Annotated in this window: 21 protein-coding genes; 6 read left to right on the forward strand and 15 right to left on the reverse strand. The window is 40.9% G+C overall.

All coding sequences use genetic code 11. The annotated features are described in order from the left end of the window. The first annotated feature begins 182 nt into the window (after positions 1–182). The 5 genes from F8R90_RS16130 (at position 183) to F8R90_RS16145 (ending at position 4902) form a co-directional block, all read left to right on the forward strand. Positions 183–830 carry a pentapeptide repeat-containing protein gene (locus tag F8R90_RS16130; RefSeq protein ID WP_196511587.1) on the forward strand — a complete coding sequence of 216 codons (648 nt, stop codon included), beginning with the start codon at positions 183–185 and terminating at the stop codon, positions 828–830. A gap of 1060 nt (positions 831–1890) precedes the next feature. Then, on the forward strand, positions 1891–2016 hold the full coding sequence (locus tag F8R90_RS33460) for a hypothetical protein (protein WP_269141766.1): 126 nt from the start codon (positions 1891–1893) through the stop codon (positions 2014–2016). 147 nt (positions 2017–2163) lie between these two features. Then, complete coding sequence (locus F8R90_RS16135) at positions 2164–2730, forward strand: hypothetical protein (RefSeq protein ID WP_196511588.1); 567 nt, start codon at positions 2164–2166, stop codon at positions 2728–2730. Positions 2731–3312: 582 nt separating this feature from the next. Then, entirely contained in the window at positions 3313–3750 is a 438-nt protein-coding gene (locus F8R90_RS16140) for an alpha/beta hydrolase (protein ID WP_196511589.1), read from the forward strand. Positions 3751–3891: 141 nt separating this feature from the next. Continuing rightward, on the forward strand, positions 3892–4902 hold the full coding sequence (locus F8R90_RS16145; protein ID WP_196511590.1) for an SDR family oxidoreductase: 1011 nt from the start codon (positions 3892–3894) through the stop codon (positions 4900–4902). 66 nt (positions 4903–4968) lie between these two features. Here the strand turns inward: F8R90_RS16145 and F8R90_RS16150 are convergent, their stop codons facing one another. The 9 genes from F8R90_RS16150 to hepC form a co-directional block, all read right to left on the reverse strand. After that, positions 4969–6081, reverse strand: a complete 1113-nt coding sequence (locus F8R90_RS16150) for a glycosyltransferase family 4 protein (protein ID WP_196511591.1) — start codon at positions 6079–6081, stop codon at positions 4969–4971. A gap of 98 nt (positions 6082–6179) precedes the next feature. Next, positions 6180–7610, reverse strand: coding sequence for an O-antigen ligase domain-containing protein (locus F8R90_RS16155; protein WP_196511592.1), 1431 nt, complete (start codon positions 7608–7610; stop codon positions 6180–6182). A gap of 158 nt (positions 7611–7768) precedes the next feature. Further along, a complete protein-coding gene (locus F8R90_RS16160; RefSeq protein ID WP_196511593.1) occupies positions 7769–8698 on the reverse strand; it encodes a glycosyltransferase family 2 protein in 930 nt (309 codons plus the stop codon). Continuing rightward, the gene (locus tag F8R90_RS16165; protein WP_196511594.1) at positions 8616–9818 is read right to left on the reverse strand and encodes a glycosyltransferase family 4 protein; all 1203 of its coding nucleotides are present in this window, start codon (positions 9816–9818) and stop codon (positions 8616–8618) included. Before F8R90_RS16165 ends, F8R90_RS16160 begins: the two co-directional genes overlap by 83 nt. 280 nt (positions 9819–10098) lie before the next feature. After that, a complete protein-coding gene (locus F8R90_RS16170; protein ID WP_196511595.1) occupies positions 10099–11091 on the reverse strand; it encodes a glycosyltransferase family 2 protein in 993 nt (330 codons plus the stop codon). A gap of 62 nt (positions 11092–11153) precedes the next feature. Beyond that, entirely contained in the window at positions 11154–12356 is a 1203-nt protein-coding gene (locus F8R90_RS16175; RefSeq protein ID WP_196511596.1) for a glycosyltransferase family 4 protein, read from the reverse strand. 70 nt (positions 12357–12426) lie between these two features. Next, positions 12427–13266 carry a hypothetical protein gene (locus tag F8R90_RS16180; RefSeq protein WP_196511597.1) on the reverse strand — a complete coding sequence of 280 codons (840 nt, stop codon included), beginning with the start codon at positions 13264–13266 and terminating at the stop codon, positions 12427–12429. A 103-nt stretch (positions 13267–13369) separates the two neighbouring features. Then, entirely contained in the window at positions 13370–15211 is a 1842-nt protein-coding gene (hepA, locus tag F8R90_RS16185) for a heterocyst formation ABC transporter subunit HepA (RefSeq protein ID WP_196511598.1), read from the reverse strand. A gap of 103 nt (positions 15212–15314) precedes the next feature. Then, complete coding sequence (gene hepC, locus F8R90_RS16190) at positions 15315–16019, reverse strand: heterocyst development glycosyltransferase HepC (RefSeq protein WP_196511599.1); 705 nt, start codon at positions 16017–16019, stop codon at positions 15315–15317. Between the two features lie 549 nt (positions 16020–16568). Between hepC and F8R90_RS33465 the strand changes: the two genes are divergently transcribed. Beyond that, positions 16569–16697 carry a hypothetical protein gene (locus tag F8R90_RS33465; RefSeq protein WP_269141767.1) on the forward strand — a complete coding sequence of 43 codons (129 nt, stop codon included), beginning with the start codon at positions 16569–16571 and terminating at the stop codon, positions 16695–16697. Positions 16698–16766: 69 nt separating this feature from the next. Here F8R90_RS33465 and F8R90_RS16195 read toward each other — a convergent pair whose 3' ends face one another. The 6 genes from F8R90_RS16195 to F8R90_RS16220 all read right to left on the reverse strand — a co-directional run bounded on the left by F8R90_RS16195 (position 16767) and on the right by F8R90_RS16220 (position 24733). Further along, positions 16767–18995, reverse strand: coding sequence for a GumC family protein (locus F8R90_RS16195; RefSeq protein WP_196511600.1), 2229 nt, complete (start codon positions 18993–18995; stop codon positions 16767–16769). 129 nt (positions 18996–19124) lie between these two features. After that, on the reverse strand, positions 19125–20225 hold the full coding sequence (locus F8R90_RS16200) for a glycosyltransferase (protein WP_196511601.1): 1101 nt from the start codon (positions 20223–20225) through the stop codon (positions 19125–19127). A gap of 294 nt (positions 20226–20519) precedes the next feature. Further along, positions 20520–21833: an NAD(P)H-dependent oxidoreductase gene (locus F8R90_RS16205; protein ID WP_196511602.1), complete on the reverse strand. Its 1314-nt coding sequence runs from the start codon at positions 21831–21833 to the stop codon at positions 20520–20522. A gap of 110 nt (positions 21834–21943) precedes the next feature. Continuing rightward, a complete protein-coding gene (locus F8R90_RS16210; protein WP_196511603.1) occupies positions 21944–23200 on the reverse strand; it encodes a glycosyltransferase in 1257 nt (418 codons plus the stop codon). A 56-nt stretch (positions 23201–23256) separates the two neighbouring features. Further along, positions 23257–23805, reverse strand: coding sequence for a dTDP-4-dehydrorhamnose 3,5-epimerase (rfbC, locus tag F8R90_RS16215; protein ID WP_196511604.1), 549 nt, complete (start codon positions 23803–23805; stop codon positions 23257–23259). A gap of 76 nt (positions 23806–23881) precedes the next feature. Then, positions 23882–24733: a phytanoyl-CoA dioxygenase gene (locus F8R90_RS16220; RefSeq protein ID WP_196511605.1), complete on the reverse strand. Its 852-nt coding sequence runs from the start codon at positions 24731–24733 to the stop codon at positions 23882–23884. Between the last annotated feature and the right edge of the window lie 41 nt (positions 24734–24774).

Raw genomic sequence — 24774 nt, forward strand, 5'->3', positions numbered from 1 at the left:
GAAGAAGCAGGGGGCAGGGGGCAAGGGGGAGAATAAAAAACTACCTCTTTCCCCTCTGCTCCCTGCTCCCTGCTCCTCTGCCTCTTCCCAATGCCCAATGCCTCATGATCAATGACATAATAATGCAGCGAATAGATGGCTCCATCACTCATAATTAAGTTGATTGTCCACCAAAATATCGTATGAGCGATCTGGAGCAGTACTATAGAGTTTTGGAATTAGAGCCTGGGGCAACACTTGACGAAGTGAACCAGGCTTACAAAGATTTAGTCTTTGTTTGGCATCCCGATCGCATTCCCAAAGACAATCTCCGTTTACAGCAGAAAGCACAAGACAAGCTGAAAGCCATAAATGAAGCTCGTGAAAAATTGCGCTCTCTAAAAACCAAACATCAAACCACATATCACTCACCGCCACCTCAACAGGAAAAACCATCTCAAACAACCCAGAAACCACCAAAGCAAAACTCAGACTTGAGTGGCAAAGACTACAGTCGGGCAAATTTGAGCAATAAAGACTTATCTGGCAGAAATCTGAGTTATGCCAATTTGAGCGGTGCTAATCTCAGCGATACTTTTATGCACAAAGTCAACCTCAGAGGTGCGAATTTGTCTGAAGCAAATTTATTTCGAGCAAACCTACTTTTAGCCGATCTCAGGGAGGCAAATTTACGCGCTGCTAATTTGATTGGAGCGGATCTCAGTGGGGCCGACTTGCGAGGAGCCGACTTAACGGGAGCGCGGATTCGCTCTGGTGAGCGCCTTCTGGTTAAACTAGTTGGTACTAACTTAGCAGGGGCAATTATGCCTGATGGTTCAATTTTTCAATAGCTGAGGCTGTGCTATGCCACAGCTATTGGTAAATTACTCAAATGAACCAGCACTCAAGCATACAGGATTTACGTACTCAGCTCCCCCAACCCCATTAAAAAGGAGGGCAAAACCTCTCAAAGTCCTCCTTTTTAAGGAGGATAGAAAACATTTTGATACCGACAATAAGACTTTTAAAACATCCTCTAAGAAAGTTAGAAGTTGTAATTTTTACCGTAATTACTGTCATAACAATGAGTGTCATTAGAAGATACCCTAAAGCATCTACCGCCTGGACTTCACGACTGGAATAAAGTTTATTAAACCCCAGAAAATGATAGAAGTAATGGAAAAGACTATTTTTGGATATTTTGAAATTAAAGTATTTGACGGCTGAAATTAACTTTAAAACATTAAAAAATATTCTACTTAAGAGTTTAAAAAATCAAAAAAAGTGAGAAAATAGAATTATTTGAAATTAAAATCAATAATACTTCTGCCTGTTACTTTATAAAGCGTTTAAGTTACACCCGCAGGGGCACGGCATTGCCGTGCCCCTACACCTCGTGATGTAATGTTGTATCGCATCTGAATGGGAACCGCTATATGATATAAAATTTTTTCTTGAGATTATGATCATTTTTTTACTTTAAAAAATAAGTAAACAGTAAGAATTAGAAGTATTTTTTATTCTCAGAGAGTAAATTGTATTGTACATCACATTTAAACTTAATAATCTAAAATTAATATACACTTCATTTTATAGATGTATACTTTCAAAAATTTTAGATATAAGAATATATATCTTAATTATTGCTTAATTTAAATTGATCCAATAAGGATAAGAAACATGAAATATCAGATAGAATGCAATACTGGCAAAAGTAGGCAAGTATGTTTAATTTGCCAGCAAAACTTTCAGACGCACGAAGCCAGATTAATTATATGTAATGACCAAGGCGAGGGTTATGGAGATATATGCTATCAATGTATAGCTAAAGGCGGTAATTGGATTCAATTACAACTCCACAACTTCAGTCATAAAATACTAGCTTTAAAAGGAATGATAGCATCTTAAAAAATGGTCAAAACTGTTTCAGGCTATGTTAGTCGCTTTGGCTTAGTAGTTTATAAGAGAATAGCGTACCTGAGGCAGCAGAATGAGTCTCCAGTTATACCAGCAACTGCACCTGCGATCGCAAAATAAGTTGATTGATAACGCAGCGCGCTTTCAGATTCCCCAATAGACAAATAAACAACTTAGTAGCATCTAAATATTTAACCTACTCGTGAATTAGAGTCTAATACTGGGGTTATAGATGGAGGCACTAATACAATTACGAAGGAGGAAAATATGATTACTAAAGACACAATACGTGCATTAGGAGTATTTGCTAATTCTCAAGGGATAGAGCAGGCAATTAATGAATTGAAAACTGCAAACTTTCCTATAGAGAAAGTTTCTGTCATTGCTAAAGATGTAGAGCAAGGTGATCGCGTAGGCGAAGCACACATGAGCGATGGGCTACGCCCCACCTTCGGTGATCGCATCGGCGATCAAGATGTCAATACAACTGGAGCAGTAGGAGAGACGCTAACAGCAACTACTTGGGGTAGCATGTTACTTGGTTTGAGTAGTCTGGCACTTCCCGGTTTAGGAGCCGTACTCGCAGCAGGTTCTGTGGGTGTAGCATTAGTTAGCAGTGTGGCAGGTGTTGCTGTGGGAGCCGCAGCAAATCAGAATTTGTTAAAGGCACTAGGTGATTTGGGCATACCTGAAGACAGAGCCAGAGTTTATAGCGATCGCCTCCAGCAGAGTTATTATTTGCTCATCCTAGAAGGCTCAGAAGAAGAAATTCATCGCGTTGAACCGATATTACGCGATCGCGGTATTGAATATTGGGGCGTTTATGATTCCTAGCATACTTAGGGGGTTGAAAAGTCGTAAAGTATACTAAAAACCCCGCTTCCAAACCTCTCCCCGAAACGGAGAGAGGCTTTGATGCTAATAAAAATACTTTTCAAACATCCACTTAAAACGGTGGGGTGGAGTGCATTAGTGTTTTGTTAAAATAAAACATTTTTCACAGGTAGGAACCGCAGATAAAATGGTTTTAGATATGGGGATAAGTAGACAACAGCTTTAATATGTACTCTAGAATACATAATTGTTTAATATAATATCCTTTATTTAGGTAGACGACTATACTATTATTTACTACTAAAGATTGATTTATTGGTAAAGAAGCTATTGTAAATTAATGTTAAATATGAATAAATTCCTTCTTTAAATACACTAGTTTTTACAAAATAAATTATTCAATGAAAAGCGATTTTAAAAAATATTAAGATAAGATTTTATTTCAAAACTTACCTACATTTATTTCATTATTTTCAATTTTGAATTTCCCAAAGTGATGAGAAATATGGACTGAAGTTCCCATCTTGGCAGTGAACAAGCTTTTAGACAAACTCAAAATGAAAATTTACGATTCTGTCAAATTTGACTTTGCCATTGTATGGAGAGTTAGCGATCGCTTGGAGCAAAACACCTTTGGGCGCAAAGCAAAGGGCTTGGTCACGGGCGGCGTTGCTTTTTGCTAATCCCTTGCAAGTTCCCAACGCATGGCTAGCAGAACAAGAGCGGCTGGGGCTTGTTCCAGGCTTCCTAGAAGCGAATTTATCTATACTGCGTTCTCAAATATCTGTATTAGGACAAAAGCAGATAATACTCGACTACTTACCAAAGCTAGAAATGCCGACCCTGGTTGTATGGGGTATTAATGACTTAGTTTTACCAAATTACCAAGCTCAAGATGCAGTCAGCCGTCTAAAGCAAGGACACCTAGCTTTAATACCCAATTGTGGCCACTTACCCCAAGTCGAGCGTCCCGAATTATTTACCGACGCATTGAACCAGTTTCTTGCTTATCACCTTTGACTAGGGGCTGGGAACAGAAGAAGGGAACAGAGTACAGGTTAGAGGGGACAGATTATTCCCTATCACCTGTTACCTATAAACTCTTCCCTAATACCCAATCCCCAATCTCCAGTACCCAATACCTTTTAAGGAGTAACACTAATGAAATTAAAGCCAATCAATCAGCAAGTCGTTTCCGTCGTTGGAGCCTCCAGTGGTATCGGACGGATCACAGCTCTTGAGTTTGCTAGACGCGGAGCAAAAGTGGTAGTCTCGGCTCGTGGTGAGTCGAAGCTAAAGTCTTTAGTGGAGGAGATTCGCGGCTTTGGCGGCGAGGCAACTTATTGCATAGCTGATGTGGAAGTATTTGACCAAGTTAAGGCGATCGCAGATAAAACTGTGGAAGTCTACGGGCGACTCGATACATGGGTACATGTCCCCGCTATCGGCATCTTTGCCACTTTCGACAATACAACACCAGAAGAGTTTAAGCATGTCATTGATGTTGATCTCATGGGACAGGTGTATGGTGCAATGGCGGCCCTACCCCATCTGAAGCGTGAGGGACGGGGGGCATTGATCCATGTCTCTTCAATGGAAGGTACGCGATCGCTCCCCTACCAAAGTGCTTACTCGGCAGCCAAGCACGGGGTCGAGGGCTTTATCGAAGCGATGCGCGTTGAGTTGCAACATGAAAAATGGCCTATCAGTGTTACAAGTGTGAAGCCAGCAGTTATCAATACTCCCTTCTGGAACAATGGCCGGACGAAATTAGGTGTAAAGCCTGCCGGGATACCACCTTACTACGAGCCTAAACTTGTAGCTGATGCTATCCTCTACGTAGCCGAACATCCAACTCGTGACTACTTGGTTGGGGATGTAGCTAAAATATTAGATTTGGTACAGCGCATCTCACCACCCTTAGTAGATTCACTGCTACTGCTCATCGGCTTCAAGTTACAGCATAGTTCCGAGCCGAAGTCTGAAGATGCATCAAACAATTTTTACCAACCAGTTGCTGAAGACGACAGAGTTAATGGAGACTACGGTAACTTGGTTATACCTAGTGTTTCCGACTGGCTAGAAAAAAATCCGGTTCTTCAGTGGGGTGCGATCGCTGGTGCAGCAGCATTAGCGTTGCTAGCAGTTCAAGTATTGAAAGAGCCAGGATAAATGCAGCAGATTCCCTTAAGAAGGCTTTCTTCTAATTCCCTCCTTTTTAAGGAGGGTTAGGGAGGATCAAGCTTTAGCAGAACGAAGTACACTAATAAAGTTTTGGGCATAATTCTGCGTTGAAAAATCGAGGGCGCGTTGTCTGGCAGCTACTCCGGCACTCTGGGCAAATTCTTGCTCATCAAGATAACGGAGAATTGCGATCGCTAATTTCTCTGCATCACCGTAAGGTGTTAATAGTCCATTCATCCCATCGGTAATAATCTCCGTTGGGCCGCCTGCATCACCAGCAATCACAGGTTTACCTAGCGCCATCGCCTCAATAATCACAATTCCAAACGGCTCTTTATCTGATGCATGGACAAATACATCCATCGCCTGCACCCACTCTGGAATGTTACGCTGTAGCCCAGCCATAATTACTTGGTCTTTCAAACCCAAGGCTGCAATTTCCGCTTTTAAGAATTCCTCATAATCCGGTTCTAAATCGTGCTTACCGCCAACCACCACACAATGAGCATCAGGATACTTCTGTAAAATTTTGGGCATTGCTTGCACCAATACGTGCATTCCCTTCCATCGTTGCAATCGCCCAACAATTCCAATCAACGGCCCGTGTAAAGGTAAGCCCAGTTTTCGCCGTGCTTCTTCAGGAGTTGGTAAAGCATTAGGCTCAAATCGGTCTAGTGCGACACCAGGATAAACCAAAGGTGTTGGTCTGTGAGGCCAAATCTCTGCCTGTGCTTGCTTGCCATCTTGGGAGAGAGTGATAATCGCACGGGCTGGGATTAAAGTAGCGATTCGCACCAACCAAGTCTTATCACTAGGCACTTCTAGCTGATACCACACAGCAGGTAACCCCGCCAGCATTGCCGCCAAACCTCCAGATATATGCGTGATCCACATCCAATTGACAATTATATCTGCACGTTCGCGGCGAGCGATCGCAGCTATCCGAAAAACGGCGGCAATAAAACGGTGGATTTGGCGTAAACGTCCACTTTCCACAACTCGCGCATCAATACCAAGAGACTTTACTTGTTCGACCATCGGGCCGTCTTCTAAAAATATCACCAGCCACTCGACACCAGCATTACGTCCCTGTTGCACCAAATCCCAAAGCATCATTTCACCGCCACCTCGTTGCTCGGCTAGTGGCATTACAATAATTGCTTTCATAATCTATATCAGTCCTATTTAAGTCGTAAGATTTTGTTTTTTAACTAAGTACAAAAAATAAGTTGCATCCAGTCAAATATTTTCCTATTGATTCATAATTAGTAATTCTTTTGATGTTGGTAGTACTTATGTCCTGCCATAGCCATAGCTAAAAATCCCCAAAGAATCATCCCTGCCACACTTAACATGCCACTACCGATAATTAACTGTGCAGCAGAACTTATACCAATAGCACGGGCAGCACTGATAAAACTATCGAAACGACCTTCACTATAACTGCTGACACTAATAATTAAAAAAATTAATCCACCCATATAAAAGATGGCTCCAAACCAACCAAGGGTGAAAAACATATCTAAAATGCCACTATCAATCACCACTACTTCAATTTGACCAGTTTTTTCGTTGACTTTCCAAATATTTCCTAACCCGTTACCTAAAGCATTAGAAAGGGCTAAACCAAGGTTTTTGTCGTAACTCCCCGATCTATCTTTAAAGCTGCCGTCGTCTTCAAGACTGGACAAGGTTTCCAAACGCGTTGCTATAACCCCAGCAATTGGCTCGATAGTTGTCAATGGCACAACACAAATTGCCATCACTAAAATTATGGTGATTAAGCGCATTTGAATCCGGGTTTTGACTGAACCCATGATCATAATTACTCCCAATAACCAGCCTCCCCAATTAGTCCGTGCTTGTGTGAGCAAAAAGGACAAGTAACCAACAGTTGAAGCAGGAAAAATTAAGTTTCCTGAGCTAGTAAATAACAATAACAAGCCAGCCTGCATGACGGAGCCAAAGGGGCCGACTGAGTGCAATGTACTCCAGACGCGCATCCCGAAAGGCACAGGGTTTCCAGAACTGGTGAATAGTTTTGATTCTATGAGCCAATATCTATCCCACTCAGGAGCCACGACGAATTGATATACGCCATAAGTTCCTAAAATTAACACACACCAGAGAAATGTTCGCTGAATGTTCTGGCGATAGCTGGGATAATCCCGCCAGTTTATAAATAAGTGAAAAGCGAAGATAATCGGACTGAGCCAATCCAGCAGTCCACGGGCTACAGGGATCGGTGGGTTATAAATTAGACCGATTAGAAAGCCATAGAAGACTCCGATAAAGGCCAAAACAAACGGCAAGCCCCCTTGACGTGAGGCGCGGGGAAAGTGTCGTAAGAAAGTTGCGATGGTTACAAACACCACCAAATATGGTGCTATGAGCATCTGACGGGTAGGATCCCAGCCCACCCGATAGTCAACCAAGCGGGTAGCTAAGGGCGTGAGAAACCAAATCCACCAGGTAAAGCTGATGTAGAGAATGGGATGACGCAAGTATAAAAATATGGCTACTACTAAAGCTATTACCGGATAAATTAGGCGCAATGCGGCAGTAGCACCAGCAAAATAGCAAACTACAGTCAGTAATACAAAGCCTGCGATCGCCATCCAACCCTGTGGCGATCGCTCCTCAGGAGAATAGTTTTCTTCTAAAAAACTATTGAAAAGTATCTGTCTAGAATTCATTCAATTTTAAATTTTGGATTTACCAAAGGTTTGTAGTAAGCACTTTAGTGCTTAGAAAATAAGGACTAAAGTCCTTACCACGAACTTGTTTCCCCATCAATTTCAACTTGACAGACAAATAGAGCTAAGAAGAAATTGAATTCATTTTTAATTACGAATTACGAATTACGAATTACGAATTCTTTATATCCTTGCCACCGCCCCCGCCAGGATGCCAGCAATTTTTTCCCTGCCAACTGCCCTTGGCTAGGTATAAATCTCAACCATTGGACGAAACCTAAACTATCGCATGTACCCACGAATACTGCCCAGAACAAAAATACAATCCGGCGGATAAATGGCAAATGCTCTAATAAAACTAAGGTTTCATTATGGACTAAATTAATAAAGGCAATTTCATTAAAGTTATTTCGCTGATCTTCATCAAAACGTTGTGCTGGATAGTGATCTACAGCAACGTTAGGATCATAAATTATCTTCCAACCAGCCCGTTTTAATGTCAGAGTGAATGCCATTTCAAAATGTACTTGCGCTCCAGTACCACGCATTCGCTCGTCAAAGCGCAATTGCCCGATTGCTTGGGTACGAAAACTCATGTTTACGCCCTTGAGAATATCCACTTCACGGGGTTCTCCCACTCCCAGGTGATGGTTGCCAATCACTCGCCCAAACCATTGCAACTGTCCCACTACTGGGCGGGATTCGTCTTCTAATTTGCTGCCGTGGTATATCCAATCACGCCCGCCAAGGCCACCGAGGCGACTATCACAGGTAAAGTAAGCGGCGATACGCTCTAACCAGTCTGGGTGGGGTGCAGCATCATCATCAGTAATGGAAACAATATCGCCTTCCACTGCTGCCAATCCGGCGTTGAGGGCTGCTACTACGCCCGGTTGTGTCACTTTCACGGTATGCAGTGGCAAGTTATGGACGTTTAATTGCGCCAAGAATTGCCAAGTTTCTGCATCCGTATCGCGGACAACAACTATCACCTGATCAACGGGTTTAGTTTGCTCCTGTAGCGCCAAAAGGCAGCGTGATAGGTCTTGTGGACGGCGATAAGTTGGTATGAGAACCGTGTTCCGCATTCTTGCTTAACTCCTCGAATAGATCCACATAAGTTTGTGCCATAGTAGTCCAGCTATGTTGTTCTGCCACAAAGCGAGCGGCTTTGCCCATTTGCTGTGTGAGGGTGCGATCGCTCACCAATGACATCAGGGCCACAGCTAAAGCATCAATATCATCTGAGTCGGGTAAGACGATGCCACATTCTGGTGTCACCAACTCACCGCCCCCAGTGGCTGTGGCAGTAATTACTGGCAGTCCTGAAGAAAGTGCTTCTAACAATACGAGGCTGCAAGCTTCGTATCGGGAAGGAAAAACAAATAAATCTACTGCTTGCATAATTTCGGGGATATCACGGCGAAATCCCACAAAATGAACGCGATCGCTTAACCCTAATGATGCTGCTAATTCTGGGAAGGGGCTACCTTGGGTATGTCCCACCACCACCAAATGTAAATCAGGAACTTTCGCCAAGGCGTGCAGCACTGTATCTAAATTCTTTCTAGGTGTGCGGATATCTCCGGCGAACAGTGCTAGGGTGACATTCTCCGGTAAACCTAACTTTTGGCGATTGCTTGGGCCAGGGGCAAATTCTTCTAAGTCAACGCCATTGATAATTACGCGAATATTAGAACGCGGCACACCAATATTAACTAATTCCTGCGCTACTTTTTCTGATACAGCTACGACAACCTGGGCTTTTTGGAAAGCCTGTTTTTCCCAACGGGCATTAAAAGCCGTAAACAGCCATTGATAGAAACCATATAAATCCCGGCGGTTACGGGAAATATGAACAGGCGATCGCAACCATGAACTGTGGACAAAATGTACAGCATTCACATCAGCCGCAGCCAGATTAATTGCTCCATTGACTTTTACTAAATCAATCTCAGAGCGATGTTTCTGCAACCAATCTGCACTTTTTTGGGCAAATATGAAATTACGAACAAATTCTGTGGGATAGCCTTTGACTGGGATTTTAATCCAATTAACTTGGCTATTTTCTTCTAGTTCTGGTGCGACTTCACTAGCTAATAATGTCAGTTGATGACCACGACGAATTGCTTCTTGAGCAACTTCGTAGTTTACCCGCCCCTGACCATCACCTTTTTTGATTTTATGAGTAACAATACAAAGTTTCACACTCTACCTTCCTTAAAAATAGACCTATTGCATAAATATTTTCTTGTCTCACGCAGAGACGCAGAGTAGAATCTTGTTCTGACTCTCTTTGCGTCCTTCCTACGTTCCCTGCGGGACGCTTACGCTTGACCTAGGAGTATGCAGTTCGTTAAAAAAGTAATTTTCCCAACTCAAGCAAGACTCAATACGGTTGTAAGGTTTTGCCCCCAAAAATCCCCCCAACCCCCTTTTTAAGCCTTGCTCTAATTCTCTCTTTTTTAAGGAGAGTTAGAGAGGATCATTATTTCGATATTTTCATTAACTTACTTGCTAAAAGTTGTGGAGTAAAACTAAGACTTAGTGCAGCTATAGTTCGCACATTAAATTTTTGTTTATTCAGCGCCTGCCAAAAATAAGGACGTGCTACTGCTATCTGTTCACTTCGTAGCAAACCAATTCCCAAAGTGGTATTAGCTTCTAACCATTTCTGTTGAAAATAAGTCTTAAATTGCTGTAAACGAGCGTCTTCCATAAAGACTTGATAACAAAACATTTCACTTTTAGCTTTGCGGATTTTTGCCTGCACATCTCGACTACCACTGAGCATAGTGTCAGTTTGCTCATGGGCACGATATCGCGTTAGCCTTTCTCGATAGTAGTAAGCACCGTAACCAGATATACAACAGAGATAAGTTAAATATAAATCCCACATCCCGCCAACTTCAGAGGGAATACTATCCCAATCGATAAGATTATTGCGAATCACACAAGATGCAGCAGTGGGTATGCTTTTATCAATTAACCCAATTTTAGAGAAAGGTTGATGAATTCCTTGTGTTAGTTTGTCTCGTTTATAACCGCGAGTATTTTCTTCAGTCCCAGCATTATTAATTATGCCATTTGCATCTATGATATATTGATCGCAAAAAGCGAGAATTAACTGAGAATTTGCTTCTAGAGGTGGTACTAGCTTTGCTAAAAAATCTTCATTCCAGATATCATCATCATGGAGACTAGCAACGTATTTACCTCGCGCCATTTTGAAGCCATGCTGCTGATTAGCAATCATACCCACATTTTGCTGATGCCGCCAAAATCTGATGCGTGAATCACCAAAAGATGCGACAAGTTCTTGAGGATTTTCTGGACTACAATTATCAGAAACAATAATTTCGATATTTTGATAAGTTTGTTTAACAGCACTAGCGATCGCTTGCTTGAGATACTCTGGTCGATTATAGGTGGGGATAATAACACTAACTAAAGGCTGTTGGCATTCTTGAGACAATGACATATTTTTTTCCTTTATATTTCATAGGTAAAAGATGCACATTTGATGTTTTGACCAAACTAAGCTTATTTAGCTTGAGGAATGCTATATATTTTTTTCGCTCTAGAAGGAAATTCTGCTATTGTTTTCGCATAAATTGTTCCCAGATTATTTATATGAGCATCCATAGTAAATTCCTTCATCAATAAAGCATGACCTTGTTCGCCCATGTGTCGGGTTTTTTGATAATCTCCATATAAATCATGGATAGCATCAGCCAGCTTTTTGATATCATTACCTGGAACAAGAATACCCGTTTCTCCATCTCGTAAATGCTCTGGAATTCCTCCGACAGCACTACCAATTACAGGTCGATAACGAGCATATGCTTCCAGGGTTACAAGACCCGCAGGTTCAGGCCAGACACTAGGAAATATGACTGCAAAACACTGTTGATAAAGGTTATTTAATCTGTTGCGATCGCACCAACCATGCCAAGTGATTCGGTTACTCAATCCTAGTGTATTTGCTAACTTTTCTAACCGTGGTCGTTCCCAGCCTTCACCTGCAATATCAAGTTGAATTTTAGGGTCTGTATGTATTAAGGTTTTGAGTAACCATTCTAAACCTTTATCAGAAACAATGCGTCCAGCAAACAAAATTCTATGATTTTGGTGGATATCTAAACTCAGGTGTGTGGTTGTTATTTTTGGTATAGTGATACCACAGCGCAATGTTACAGTTCGCTCAGGGGGTACACCGCTTTTAATCAACTCTTGACGCACGTATTCGCTATTGGCGACAAAGGTAATTTTTACCTTTTTTAAGGCATCTAATAACTGATGAGTAATTTGAAGTTCTTTAAGAGTTCTTAACGGTCTACGACTACCACATTTATCTACTAATTTACCCCAGGTACAACCTAAGTAAGAGACGTTGCGATCGCAGATTGTTCGCTGCCCTGCTAAATACTTTGTGCCACTAGGACAGTACAATGAGTGATTATGAACGGTGAAAACTGTGGGGCACTCGCCTGTAAGTTGCAAGAGTAAATCTGGACTGTGGAGGTGCAGCAATTTGAATTGGCTTTGGTCAACATTTTTAAGCGATTTTATCACGCGATCGCTAACATCATGTGGTCGATGTTCAAATAGAGAAGCTAAATAAGTTTCAACACCTCCGCCCTCGCCTACATCAAAATTGGAGCATTGATAAATCAGGTTTTTTTCAAAAATACCTCTGTGCAATTGTTCATTATTTGGCTTGGTATCATTGATTGAGTTAGGCATTGATCACTACTTATTTTCACGTTATTGTTAATTGAATTTCTCAGATATTCCCAATCGGGATTTTATCATTTTATATGCCGGAATTAAACCAAAACTTGTGTCTAACATCACTTACATAATGCCTGAGAGCAATTTCTTTACTTGCAGATTTATCTGGATAGATGAACTGATCTTCTACACTAAGAACATATTTTTTTGAGCATATAGGTTTACCATTATTGTAGTGCATTGACAAATGTACAATTGTTTGCTCAGTAAAATAATTAGGAGCTTCTTGAAGATTTGCTAAACGTTCTATAGCAAAACTCCAGTCAAATTCATGCTTAAATAAAATAAATCCACCATTTACTGGATTTGACTTTTCAGAATCATCATAAATAAGTCGCTCATCTAGTGATATAGAACAATCAGGTAGATAAAGAGAGTATTTATCGTCCGAATTACTCAAATGAATTAAGTCAATCCCGGCGGGGAAAAATAAAATATCTGAATCTGTATAAATCGTAGTTCCATTAATAGGAATTGACATTAATGCCGACAACTTTTTACCCAGTGGATGCAGTTGGGCATAATCAGTAACACATTGAGGTAAATCGGTTCTCAGGAAGTTTTGTAAAAGTATTACCTTAACGCAAGGATGGACGCGGTGGAGCAAATTACAACTAGAATCAGTGTAACTGCCATCAGAAATTACAGTGAATGTATCTGGAATGCCGACATAACGAATGAATGAGCGAATACTTGCTACTTGTTCTGGCAGATCGCGTTCACATGAGAAGGCATAGACACTGACTGGCACTTGTCGAGTTTGTTTAATGGGGATGCTGACAATATGAGAAAGGGCTGCTTTATATAGGGAGCGATTAAATTTACCCTGAGTTTTAGCAGTGTGGTAGCCTAGATTTACCATTTATTTTTCCTGATTAAAACTATAAATAATTTAGTAGGGAAATGAATTCGTAATTTACGAAATATAAATTACGAATTACGAATTACGAACTACGAATTACGAACTACGAATTATAGTATTGCATCTGGTGATATTCCCAAAGCTTGCCTTGTCGTCCGAGCAATTCTTGATATTTGCCCTGTTCTACTATTCGCCCTGCTTCCAGAACTACGACTTTATCGGCTTTAGCAATAGTAGAAAGACGGTGAGCGATCGCAATTACTGTTCTCCCAACAGATAGCTTTTCTAATGAATCTTGAATTAAGCGTTCGGATACAGAATCTAAGGCGCTAGTTGCTTCATCCAAAATCAGAATTTCTGGGTTCCGTAGTAGCGCCCGTGCGATCGCAATTCGCTGTCTTTGTCCTCCAGATAACCTAACACCACGATCTCCCAATTGGGTATTAAAACCTTCGGGCATTTCTAAAATAAATTCCAGCGCATTCGCTAGTTTAGCAGCTTCTTGAATTTGCTCATTAGTGGCTTGTGGAGTCCCATAAGCAATATTTTGCCAAACATCAGTATTGAAGATAAAAGTATCTTGGCTGACGACAGCTATTTGACGACGTAGAGAGTTAATTTCAAACAGCCGGATATCGATTTCATCGATATAGATATTTCCCTCTGTAGCATTGTAAAATCGAGGGATTAAATCAGCAAGAGTTGTTTTACCAGCACCAGAGGCTCCAACTAATGCAGTCATTTTCCCCTTTTCAATGGTTAGGGTAATATTATGTAACACTATATTTTTGTCATCGTAGCCAAAATCTACAGATACTAAATTTATTGCTCTCTCCAAAGCTTTAAATTCAAGTTTGCCATTCTGAAAATAATTTTTATCATCAGTTTTTAGCAAGTTTTTAATGTTGTCTGCCGAGCCATGTAGAGTACTGAGAAATGCTCTCGTGCCATTAATATCTTGAACAAACGGGATGAAGCGAAATAGCACAAAGAAAAATGTTAGCAAAGAAGCAACTTGTAGCGTTCCATTAGTAACCAGACTAGTGAATGCCAAAATAATCATTCCGACCAACACTGTAGTAGCTACCCCTTCAGCAATTGGCTTGACAAGTGTCCAAGTAAATACAACTTTAGTTGTAGTACTTACTACCTTATCGCTAGCTTTGTAATAACGTTGACGCTCAAATTCTTGGGTACCACAGGAATGAACTGTGCGAATGCCATTAATAAATTCTATGGCTGTTGATGTAAAATTAGCATTAGCAGTTGTCATGCCAAAACTTGACTCTCTGACTCTGGCATTCAGATTAGATAAACCTACACCTAAAAGTGTAAATAGTAATGCTGAAATCACAGTCAGTTGCCATGATATCAAAAACATTGATATTAAGTAGACAACAGTTGTGATTCCCCTAGTTACTAAAAAGGCTGCGCCACTGAAACCCTGTCTTATCCTTTCAATTTCTGTGGTTATTGTGTTAATTAGTTCACCAGAACGAGTTTTGGCAAAGTAACTTAACGATAAGGATTGTAACTGTTCAAAAATTTGCTTACGTAAGCGATCGCCAAAATGCAGTTGAGATAATTCAGTATAGACTTGTCCAAAATAATTGAAGGCAACACGTAACCAAGTACTCAATAAAATTAGCGAAGATACTCGGTATAGACGATTAATTGCCGATGTATTAGCTCCCAATACTAAATTATCAAACCATTCTATTCCTGTTTGGACAGGTTGAGCGTTGGGGCTAGTTAAGCTTTGCAAGAAAGAAAGTAAAAAACCAATACTTACACCTTCAAAAGTTGCCGCCAGAATCGAGAATGTTAGAGCTAAAATTGCAATTTTGCGAAAGTGTTTAAATTCTCGCAATATCAAATAGTTGTCCTGCCAGAAGCTGGTAGCTTTAAGCAGACTACGGAGTTTTTGAGGAAGTTGGAAATGCATGGATTTTATAATAATAGTTTGGCAAGGTAGATAGACCGCTATAGATGCTACATAACCAAGTCTCGGTGCGGTAGATGAAATCATCAATTACCGCACAGATAAATTACAGTGTTTGGCTATCTAGATGTAACAGATGAGACTCTGCTTCTACTTCCCACGAAGCTGTAATTTCTGGTAGTTTATTTAGCTGTACTGCATCTTCTAAAGTCCAACAACGAGATCCGGTCAAACTCATTTCACCCCGCAGCACGTTAAATAACTGTGGCAAATTATCAAGATTGTATTTACCCATCCAACGCCCTAGCGGTGTAATGTTGTGCGTGCAAAACCTCATTGTCCGAAAGAGTTTACCCCGTTCTCCAACACGCCACTCACGACAAAAAAGTGATCCTGGTGAGTAAACCTGCATTAATACAATCAATACCAACATGACTGGGCTTGCTAATAGCAGTAACACAAAAGCCGCAATCCAATCAATTAGTCGCTGTAAGGGTTGGTTAGGCAGTTTCTTGCTAGCGGGTATGCTTAGGAACATTGGCTTATCCGCTTCTTCACATGCATCTGCCCAAAACCTAAGCAAAGCTTCACCCAATTTTGGATCTATGCTTACCAAACTTACAGGAGAATGTTGTAAGCATTCTACTAGCGATCGCTTACTATTTAATGAAGGCAGATATGGTTGTTTCACTTGTCCAGGCGGCTTCACCAACAGCTTACCCCGTCGCCACTGAAGTGTGCAGCGATTATCCTGGTTTTCCTGGGTTACATCATATAAATTCTGTAGAGTTGGAATTATTGAAGTTGTCATATCTCTTTGGGTTTATACAGGAGTGAATTGCTGAGGCGTTATCAAAGGCTATCAATGCCAAAGACCCAAATCCGAATCTTGTTGTCACTCCAAAAAGTTGGAGATAATTGAGGGCAAAAATATGTTATTGCTATTTGCCACTCAGCCAAGCACACATCATGCAGAATTCTGCTGGTGTAGAGGTGTACAAATCAACGTTACTATCAATATTCATGGGCAATCAGTATTTTTCCGGTAATTACTGAAAGTAAAAAAGTGTAGAGGGAAATTACCCATGAATCTATATCTACGTTTAATTGCACTGAGGTGTTTATTGTGTCGATATATTTAACAAAACCAGTCCACTGTTGTTTTCTAGCCTTTATGAAGGTGCTTTAATCTCTAGAATATAAGACTATGTAGAAATAGCGATCGCTTAAATAAATTCTTTATTTACTCTTTAAAGAGCCAGTGATTTCTCTGATAACCCATAAAGATAGCATAAATATACTGAAATTTTCCTGATAGCAATAAAATTAAATTTTGTTCATAAAAATGTAGGGGCAATTCATGAATTGCCCCTACCTAAATCAGTCTTTACCTCGTTCCCAGTCTCAGACTGGGAATGCCATCCTAGGGGCTGCCGCCTTCCTTACTCGCGGCAGAGCCGCTTTGAATGCATTTCCAGCCAGAGGCTAGAAACGAGAAAATTACGAATTACGTTAGCGTAGCGGTAGCGAGTCCGCGAGCGTCATTACGAATTACGAATTACTTTTCTACAGCTTGTCGCAGAGCTAATTGCTGTTGTTTGATATAAGGTACGTAATTACTGCTAGAGTTTGATACCCCATTAGCTACAACCCCAATCAGATTTAACTTACTCAGCATAGCTGTCGCTTGATTAAGCTGGCTTCGTGTCACAATACCAATGCTTGCCACCATAACCACGCTACGACAAGATGATGCGGTGAGCATGGCATCCACCAAGCCGAGAACTGGGGGAGCATCTATGAGTACCAAATCATAGTTTTCCTCAAATGCTGCCATTAATTGCATCATCCGAGGGGAACTCAACAGATTAGCTGGGTCAGTAGGTTTTGGGCCAGCGGTTAAAATATCGATGTAGGCGGAACCTGAGTATTGAAGACTAATCTGATTGGGTAGAGTTACATCACTAGCCAATAGAGTTGAAAGCCCCTGTTCATTAGGAAGATTCAGCTGTTCGTGCAAACTGGGATCACGTAAGTTGGCATCAATCAGCAGTACCCTTTTGTGTAAACGGGCAGCACTCATTGCCAGACCCAACGCCAAAGCTGACTTACCCTCATCGGGTAAAGCTGAGGTGATCATCAAGGATTTCAAGTTAGCAACAGTATTTAAAAGTTCAATGTTTTTGTAAATCAGATCCAGCGATTCCCAACGTGGTGGAGATTGCAATACCTGAATTGTCCAAGGAGCGAGAACTTCTGGCTTACCAAAAGGCAGCTTGATCATTGATTCTCTTGGTTTGGCTGGCGGTAATTTGGGAGTTGTTCCCAACAACGGCATGGCCATTTGCTTCTCTAACTCAGCAGTGGTGTGAACTGCATCATCAGCCGATTCTCGAATAAAGGCAGCAATGCCTCCTAACATAAACCCAACCACAGCACCTAAAAGCAAGTTCTGTTGGAGATTGGGGCCTAATTGTCCACCTTTTTGAGGTTCTTCCACAACTTCCCAATTAAATCCACCCTTGGAAAGTTCTTGCCGCAATTGCTGTTCTGCTCTTAAAAGCTGCTCTAATCTTTCACGGCTAAATTGCAATTGCGGTAGCATCCGATTGTAATAAGCCAACAAAGGCGGAAAGCGTTTGATTTCAAAACGTAGCTCGTTTTCTTTCTGCACTAAAGTTTGATCGCGAGCAGTTAAAGCAACTATATTCGTCTGCGTTTCCACTAGCTGACCGGCAAGGCTGAGATCAATTTCACCGAGTTGTCCTCGTTCGAGAAGAGAGTCTCCAGAAGTGAAAGCACCAGCAGACTTTCCGCCTAAAGTTCTTCCTACTTCTTGTTGTAATAATTCCTTCTGTCCCTGAAGCTGTTCTTTGAGCTTTTGCACACTCGGAGTTTGATCTGTAAAACGTAAACGTTCCTGTGCTAGTGCTAGTTCGCTTTTTTGGATTTCGTTAAGTAAGCTTTGGTAGCGAGTAGACTGACTCAGACGAGAAGCAACTAGAGCATTTTGGGGAGAACGATTAAGTTGTTCTTCTAAAGATTTTTGGCGTGCTAAAGCTTCCCCATATTGGGCGCGAGTTGTCTGTCTTTCTTGGCCAATATTGTTCAAAGCTGTCTCAATAGCTTTCGCTTGTGACTCTGGATCAATTAAGTTCTGATTTCTCCGAAACCTTTGTAAATTTGTTTCAGCCGCGTTTACTTCTTCACTGGCTTTACTTAACTGTTCCCTGATGATTTGTAGACCTTTTTGCAAACGAGAACTCTGTTGCTGTTTGTTATATTCCACATAAACTTGTCGAATAGCACCCAGAACTTTTTGTGTTTTTTCTGGATCTCCAGCGGTGTATTCAACTTGAAAGATTTTAGTAGCAATATTATCTTCTTTGCTTCTTAATTGAGTTAAGACCAAAGAAGCTTTAATCTCAGCTGCACTTATATCTGGATAGTCAGACTGAAGTTTATCAACTGCTTTTTGGATGAGTCCCGAACTCTGCATCAAGTTAAGCTGTGTAGCAGTATCTATGAACACATTTGAGTCAGTAAACTGGTTGTCTAAACCTGCACCTTCTTTCTTACCTTGATAGTTAGGTTCTACTAGCAATTGCATTGAGCTTTTATAAGTAGGTTTGGTTTTTAAAGTTACCATACTTGCAATAGCAATAGAAGCAATAAATACTGCTAAGAACCAAGGAAATCTCCGCATAAATACGGCAAACATTTGTCCGTAACTTGGTTCATTTTCAGAAGCTGGACTTATTTGAGGATTTAGACTAGTTTGAACCACTTTTATTATCCTTGTCTTCAAGACTTACGCTAAGAGATTCTCCGAAGAATACCTATTTTTTTTAATAACCCGCAAAGGAGGAGAGAGAAAAATCAATAGGTAATCTTATAGTGGAAAGAGATTCAGAAATCAAATGAATATTTGATGCACACCACAAGCTTGGTTAATAATTTGCTCAACTTTACTAAAGAATGCATTCTCTGAAAAGTTTGCTACTGCATGATTACGGATGCGATCGTAATCCCAAGAAATGCCATTAGCTTCTAGTAATGCAATTTGTAGAGATTCGGGTGTTTGTCTTTTGAAAAAGACTCCTGTTTCACCTGGAATTTGAGTATCTAATACTCCACCTGCTCCATAAGCAATGACTGGTGTGCCGCTAGCATTAGCCTCTACTGGAACTAATCCGTAGTCTTCTAGAGCTGCGACAATAATAGACTTGGCTTTGGAAAACAAGTCTTTGCGGGTTCTATCACTTACGTGTCCCAAGAATTCAATATTTTGTAATGCTTTGGATTTTAACCGTGCTTGTTCTGGTCCATCACCAGATATTAATAACCGCCACCCCAACCAATTAAAAGCTTCGACTATTATATCAAGTCGCTTATAACTGATCATCCGGGCGGAGGCCAGATAATATTCATCTTTTATATCTGAAAAAAGAAATTTACTAGTATCAATTGGATAGTTTACCATCATTGCCTTTTTGCCATAAATATTTTCAATACGGCGGGCAACAACACTAGAATTAGCAATGTAAAGATCAGGTTCCTGTGCATATTTCAGGTCTACCTTTCTCATTACTTGAAATACTTGTTCGATTAAAGGAGCAAAATATCTATAGTCTCCGTACTCTCTTAAATAAGTTGCTGTATCCCATAAGAAACGGGTGACATTATGGCAAAAGCAAATGTGGCGGGCATTGGGATTTTTTCGCACTGCTTTGGCGAAGCTGGTGCTACTACTAATAATTAAATCGTAGTCTTGTAGATCCAAGGCACGAAAGGCAGGAAAATATAGAGGAGCCATTGACCTAAAATATCTTGCTGCACCAGGAATCTTTTGCAAAAAGGTTGTATTGACTATGCGATCGCCTAGATCAATAGTTTTTTGTGGATCGTACAGAGATGTGAAAATATCTGCTTCAGGATAGCGCTTACAAAGCAGTTCAAACACACGCTCTGCCCCACCTCGCTGGGTTAAATAATCGTGGACTAGAGCAATTTTCATGAATTTAACCTAAAGTTTCGATCAGGTTTGTTTCAACGCTCCCCAGCAAATTATTATCAACAACTTTAGTGTTCAGCAGTATAACTTCTTATCCTCTTCACGAAATTCTGGCGACAAATACGTAGGGGCGTACAGCTGTACGCCCCTACAGCAAATTTATTTGTAGCTATTATTATGATGTCTGCCAAATCACCCATAATAAACAGTTTGTAGTGGGGACTTCAGTCCCCAAAGCTAGGACTAAAGTCCTTACTACGAACATTTTTTATTCAGCTTGATTAACTGGATATCATATTACCCAACTGCTACCAAGATTTTTTCTGAGGCGAAATAGTTGTTTTGCTCAGTTCGTAGTTGGTCGCAAAGTCTGCCTTCAGGTAATTCTACATCCTCATAAGTGAGGACTTGATCCTTAGTAATATCCTGTTTCAGGCGACATCCTTCGGCTAAACCAATTGGTAGGAGATTTTGCTGTTGGACAATATCGGAATTTTCACATTGTCCGTAGGTCATGTAATAGCCGATGCCATCTAAGGTTTCTCCTGCTTTCAGGTCGATTTTGGCAGTGGTGACAACATCTACTAGCGGGCCTGCTAGTGGAGACATAACGGCATCACCAAATAGGACAGCACGCGCTACGGACAGGGGAACTTCAAAATGACAGAGGTGATAAGGAGTATAGAAGCTGTAAAGTGGGCCTTCGCCTAATTTGTATAAGTTGAGATAGTGGCGTTGCTTGGGGTCGTCGTGAGTGGCAAATACATATACGCCAGGGCCTGGTTTTGCTCCAACTACATAATCGACAATACCGCCCAGTTCTTTGAGTTGTTCTACATCATATAACTGGGTCATTTCATCGACAGAACCGTTGAAGTCATATCCCAACATTCCCCGTTTGGCGACTTTCATCCCTGTGGCATTGGCTACGATCGCTTGCTCGAAGGAAATTTTGGTTCCGTCGGCAAAGCTAGCCACCATGTGGGGCTTTTGACCCCAACGTTTAGCAAATCCTTCCTGGGTGGTGGGATTGCGATAGGGGTCTTGGAGTCCTTTAATGTTACCGCACAATAAGGGAGTTAAACCAATGCTTTTGACAAAGCGGTAAAGGTTCATTTGCACCCCTGGCTGATCGCCATCGCAAGCGCTGAGAATGACGCCAGCTTTGTCGGCATACACTTTCAGGATGGGGCCAATGGTGCCGTCGAGTTCGGCATTCATCATAATCACATGTTTGCAATGGGCGATCGCTTCCATAACGATGTGAGCGCCAAATTCCACTGCACCTGTGACTTCGATTAATGCATCGATGCCCTCAGCCCGACACAGTAATTTTGCGTCTTCTGTGACTGCATATTTACCGTTAGCGATCGCATCTTCTAATTCGCTGACAGTTGCAACAACTTGAATATCTTCAATTCCTGCTTCCGAATAAGCTTGTTTGGCTGCGTCAATCTTGCGATTGGAGATAGCAACTAACTCCATTCCTGGCACTGAATTGACAATTTGGTTGGCAATTCCTCGACCCATGAAACCAGCACCAATCATTCCCACTTTGATAGGATTTCCTGCTGCTGCACGAGCTTGTAAGGCGCGATCGATAATAATCATGAACTAAACTCCTTTTTGGAACTGTTGGTTGTGATACAAATTCTCTATAAACTTGCACTTAATAATTTGTTACAACTAAATATTAAGTACATTTTCATAGTTAATTGGTGTTAGCGTAGGCGTAGCCCGCCGGAGGCATCGCTACTAACCAGTTGTTTGCTAGATGTCTGTTTTTTCTGGCTGTGGTTCTCGATAATTTGCTCTATAGTATTTCGGTATACTTGGGCAAAGTTTTCTTTAGTATGATTTGCTCTTACATGTTCCCACGCCTTCCGAGACATACTGTTGAGGTCTTCTACAGGCAAATTAGAAATTCTTCTCACTGCCAATTTAATTTCTGCGATTGAAGAATTCTTTAATAGCACACCGAAATCCTCATGCACATCAACACTAGATTCGTAATTGACTATCGGGATTAACCCTGTATGCATACAAGTGATAACGCTGCCCGCTCCACCTTCTGCGGCTGAAACAAACACAGTACCAATACAATTATTGGTAACTTCTATAAACTCAGGACTGATAACATCAATCCACCCATAAGTATGGATGTTTGGTGTTTCGTAAAGCTCTTGATGAAAAGCTTGTTCAAATTCTGGTTCTTTACTAATCGGCCCACAAACTGTTAAATGGAAATCTGGCATTTGTGCAAAGGCTTCTAAAACTAAATCAAGCCCCTTATGAACAAACCCGTGGCTAGCAAACCATAAAAAATTCTTTCTTACGGCTTCAAAATCCTTTTGTTCTGGCCAAGGATAGACAGTAGGATTAGAAAGCGGCACACGATAAATTGGTTTATTCGCGTATTTGAAGGTATTGATGGTAAATTCATTGCCTAAAACTATGCCATAATCTGCATATTCAATTCCCAAATTAGGCACTTCATATCGCTGTGGACAAAGAGTAATACCCCGCCGTTGTTGTAATTCTAAATGTCTATGGCATTCAGCCGCATTACGAAACACCATATTAGCAATGTCAACGTGGAAAATTTTCACACAATCTTTATTGAGTTTTGGTGCTAGTTCTTGCATCCGATGACGGACATCAACGAAAAATGCGTAATCTTTTTCTGGAACGAATTCATCATTATAGAACTGGATGGCATCAACGTTATAACCAAGCTCCAAAAATGTTTGCACCATCTGCCAAACTTCCCAATAGGATGTATGGTCATGGGGTATGGACTGACCAGATTTTAACAAGAATGGCTCAATCCGGTAAGAAAAAAGTACATTCCCTCTAGAAGGTTTCTTTGGTTTGAGTGAAACAACCTTCAAGCTTTGGATGTAATTAATGCGATTTACTACTTTTTTTAACAATGAATTGATAGAAGTATTCAGATGTGATAGGGTATTATTCGGCATTTGATACCTCTTATAATTGTGGAGTTAAACAGAGAGTAGTTACAGGCTGGAAACAGCTATTTTGCGCCAACAGTCATCATTCTCAACAAAGGCCAATTTAAATCTTTCTCAGAAATTTCAGTCACCTCTAGAGGCCAATTAATGTCAAAGAATGGGTCATCATAACGTAAACCTCTCTCATACCCTGGCGTGTAAAATTCCCCTACTTGATATACAACCTCGGTTTCATCTGTGAGTGCTTGATAGCCGTGAGCAAACATTTCTGGAACATACAAAGCGCGGCGATTTTCTGGGGATAGCTCTACACCGATGTGTGATAAAAAGCTGGGAGATTCAGGACGCATATCAATAATTACGTCATAAATAGCACCTTTAGTACAACGAATTAATTTCGTTTCTGCGGCTGGCAGAATTTGATAGTGCATTCCCCGAATAGTGCCTTTTTTGTAGTTAAAAGACAGGTTACATTGGGCGACTGTTGGCTTTAATCCGTGTGCTTCAAATTCTTGAGCGCAGAAAGATCGAGCAAAAAAACCACGGTGGTCGGACTTTTCTTCTAAGTCAATAATGAATGCGTCTTTGAGTGCGGTTTCGGTGAAAATCATGTGATTCCTTTGAAATGAATGTTGAGTACAGAAAATAACAGTAATGAACGTGGATTTAGTAACCTAAAAAAGGGCACTAAGTCGGAATTTTAACTGCATCTGATGAAGAAGTTAACTCTGCTCTGGGATATGTATCATCCCAGTATTGGGTACAAAGGTCTGGTCTTTCAGGGGGATTAGCGGTGTAACAAAAGAATAGTGTTGACCTGTCTTCTGTGCGGACTGTGCCGTGATGCAAAGCATTTTTCGTATCTACAATAATGACTGTACCTGCTGGGCCTGGACAGGATTTCCAAGCTGATTTCGGGATGATTGATTTTATTTGTTCATCATCGATACCCATATACCCGGATTTCCAAAGTTTGTAATAGAGTCGAAAATAATTCCAACTAAATAAGGAAGTTAAAGAGCGGGGAATGTATTCAAAAGGCCCAGTTTTTTGTTCTACATCATTCAAGTAAATAAAGATTTTGATGATGCGGCGGTCTTCTGCATCGCTATGCCATAGTAGCGTCCCAAACTGATGTTTGCTCTTGAAATCTTTGCGTAAATGTACACCATGAAAAGCTATAGGAAGACCGATATAATTTTCGATGATGTTGACCAGCCTTTTCTCTATCCCCCAAGCATAAAATTCTGGTAGACCTGTAACTGTGTAAATTTGTGGCAACCTTTGATCTAGATGGTCGTTGTTGGGATTTTCCATCTGAGACAATTGATGGTAAGCAGCTTTGAGCAGTTCTGAGGTAGAGTTTAGCCCTAAATCTGCCAGTGTTGTGACGTAAACGCCGTCTTTTTTGAGAGCATTAAGGATGTTGCGATCGCATCCTTCCAATGCTGGCAAATTTCTGCTATGCTTCCAACGAGCTACGTAATATTCAAAATCAGAAGACAGTGTAAATATTTTGCGTTTAATTGCATTAAACATGTTGTTTATCCTTTTTAGTATCGATATATATTTATCAGTAA

This window comes from Nostoc sp. NZL, from assembly GCF_015714705.1.
Classification (GTDB): domain Bacteria; phylum Cyanobacteriota; class Cyanobacteriia; order Cyanobacteriales; family Nostocaceae; genus Nostoc; species Nostoc foliaceum_A.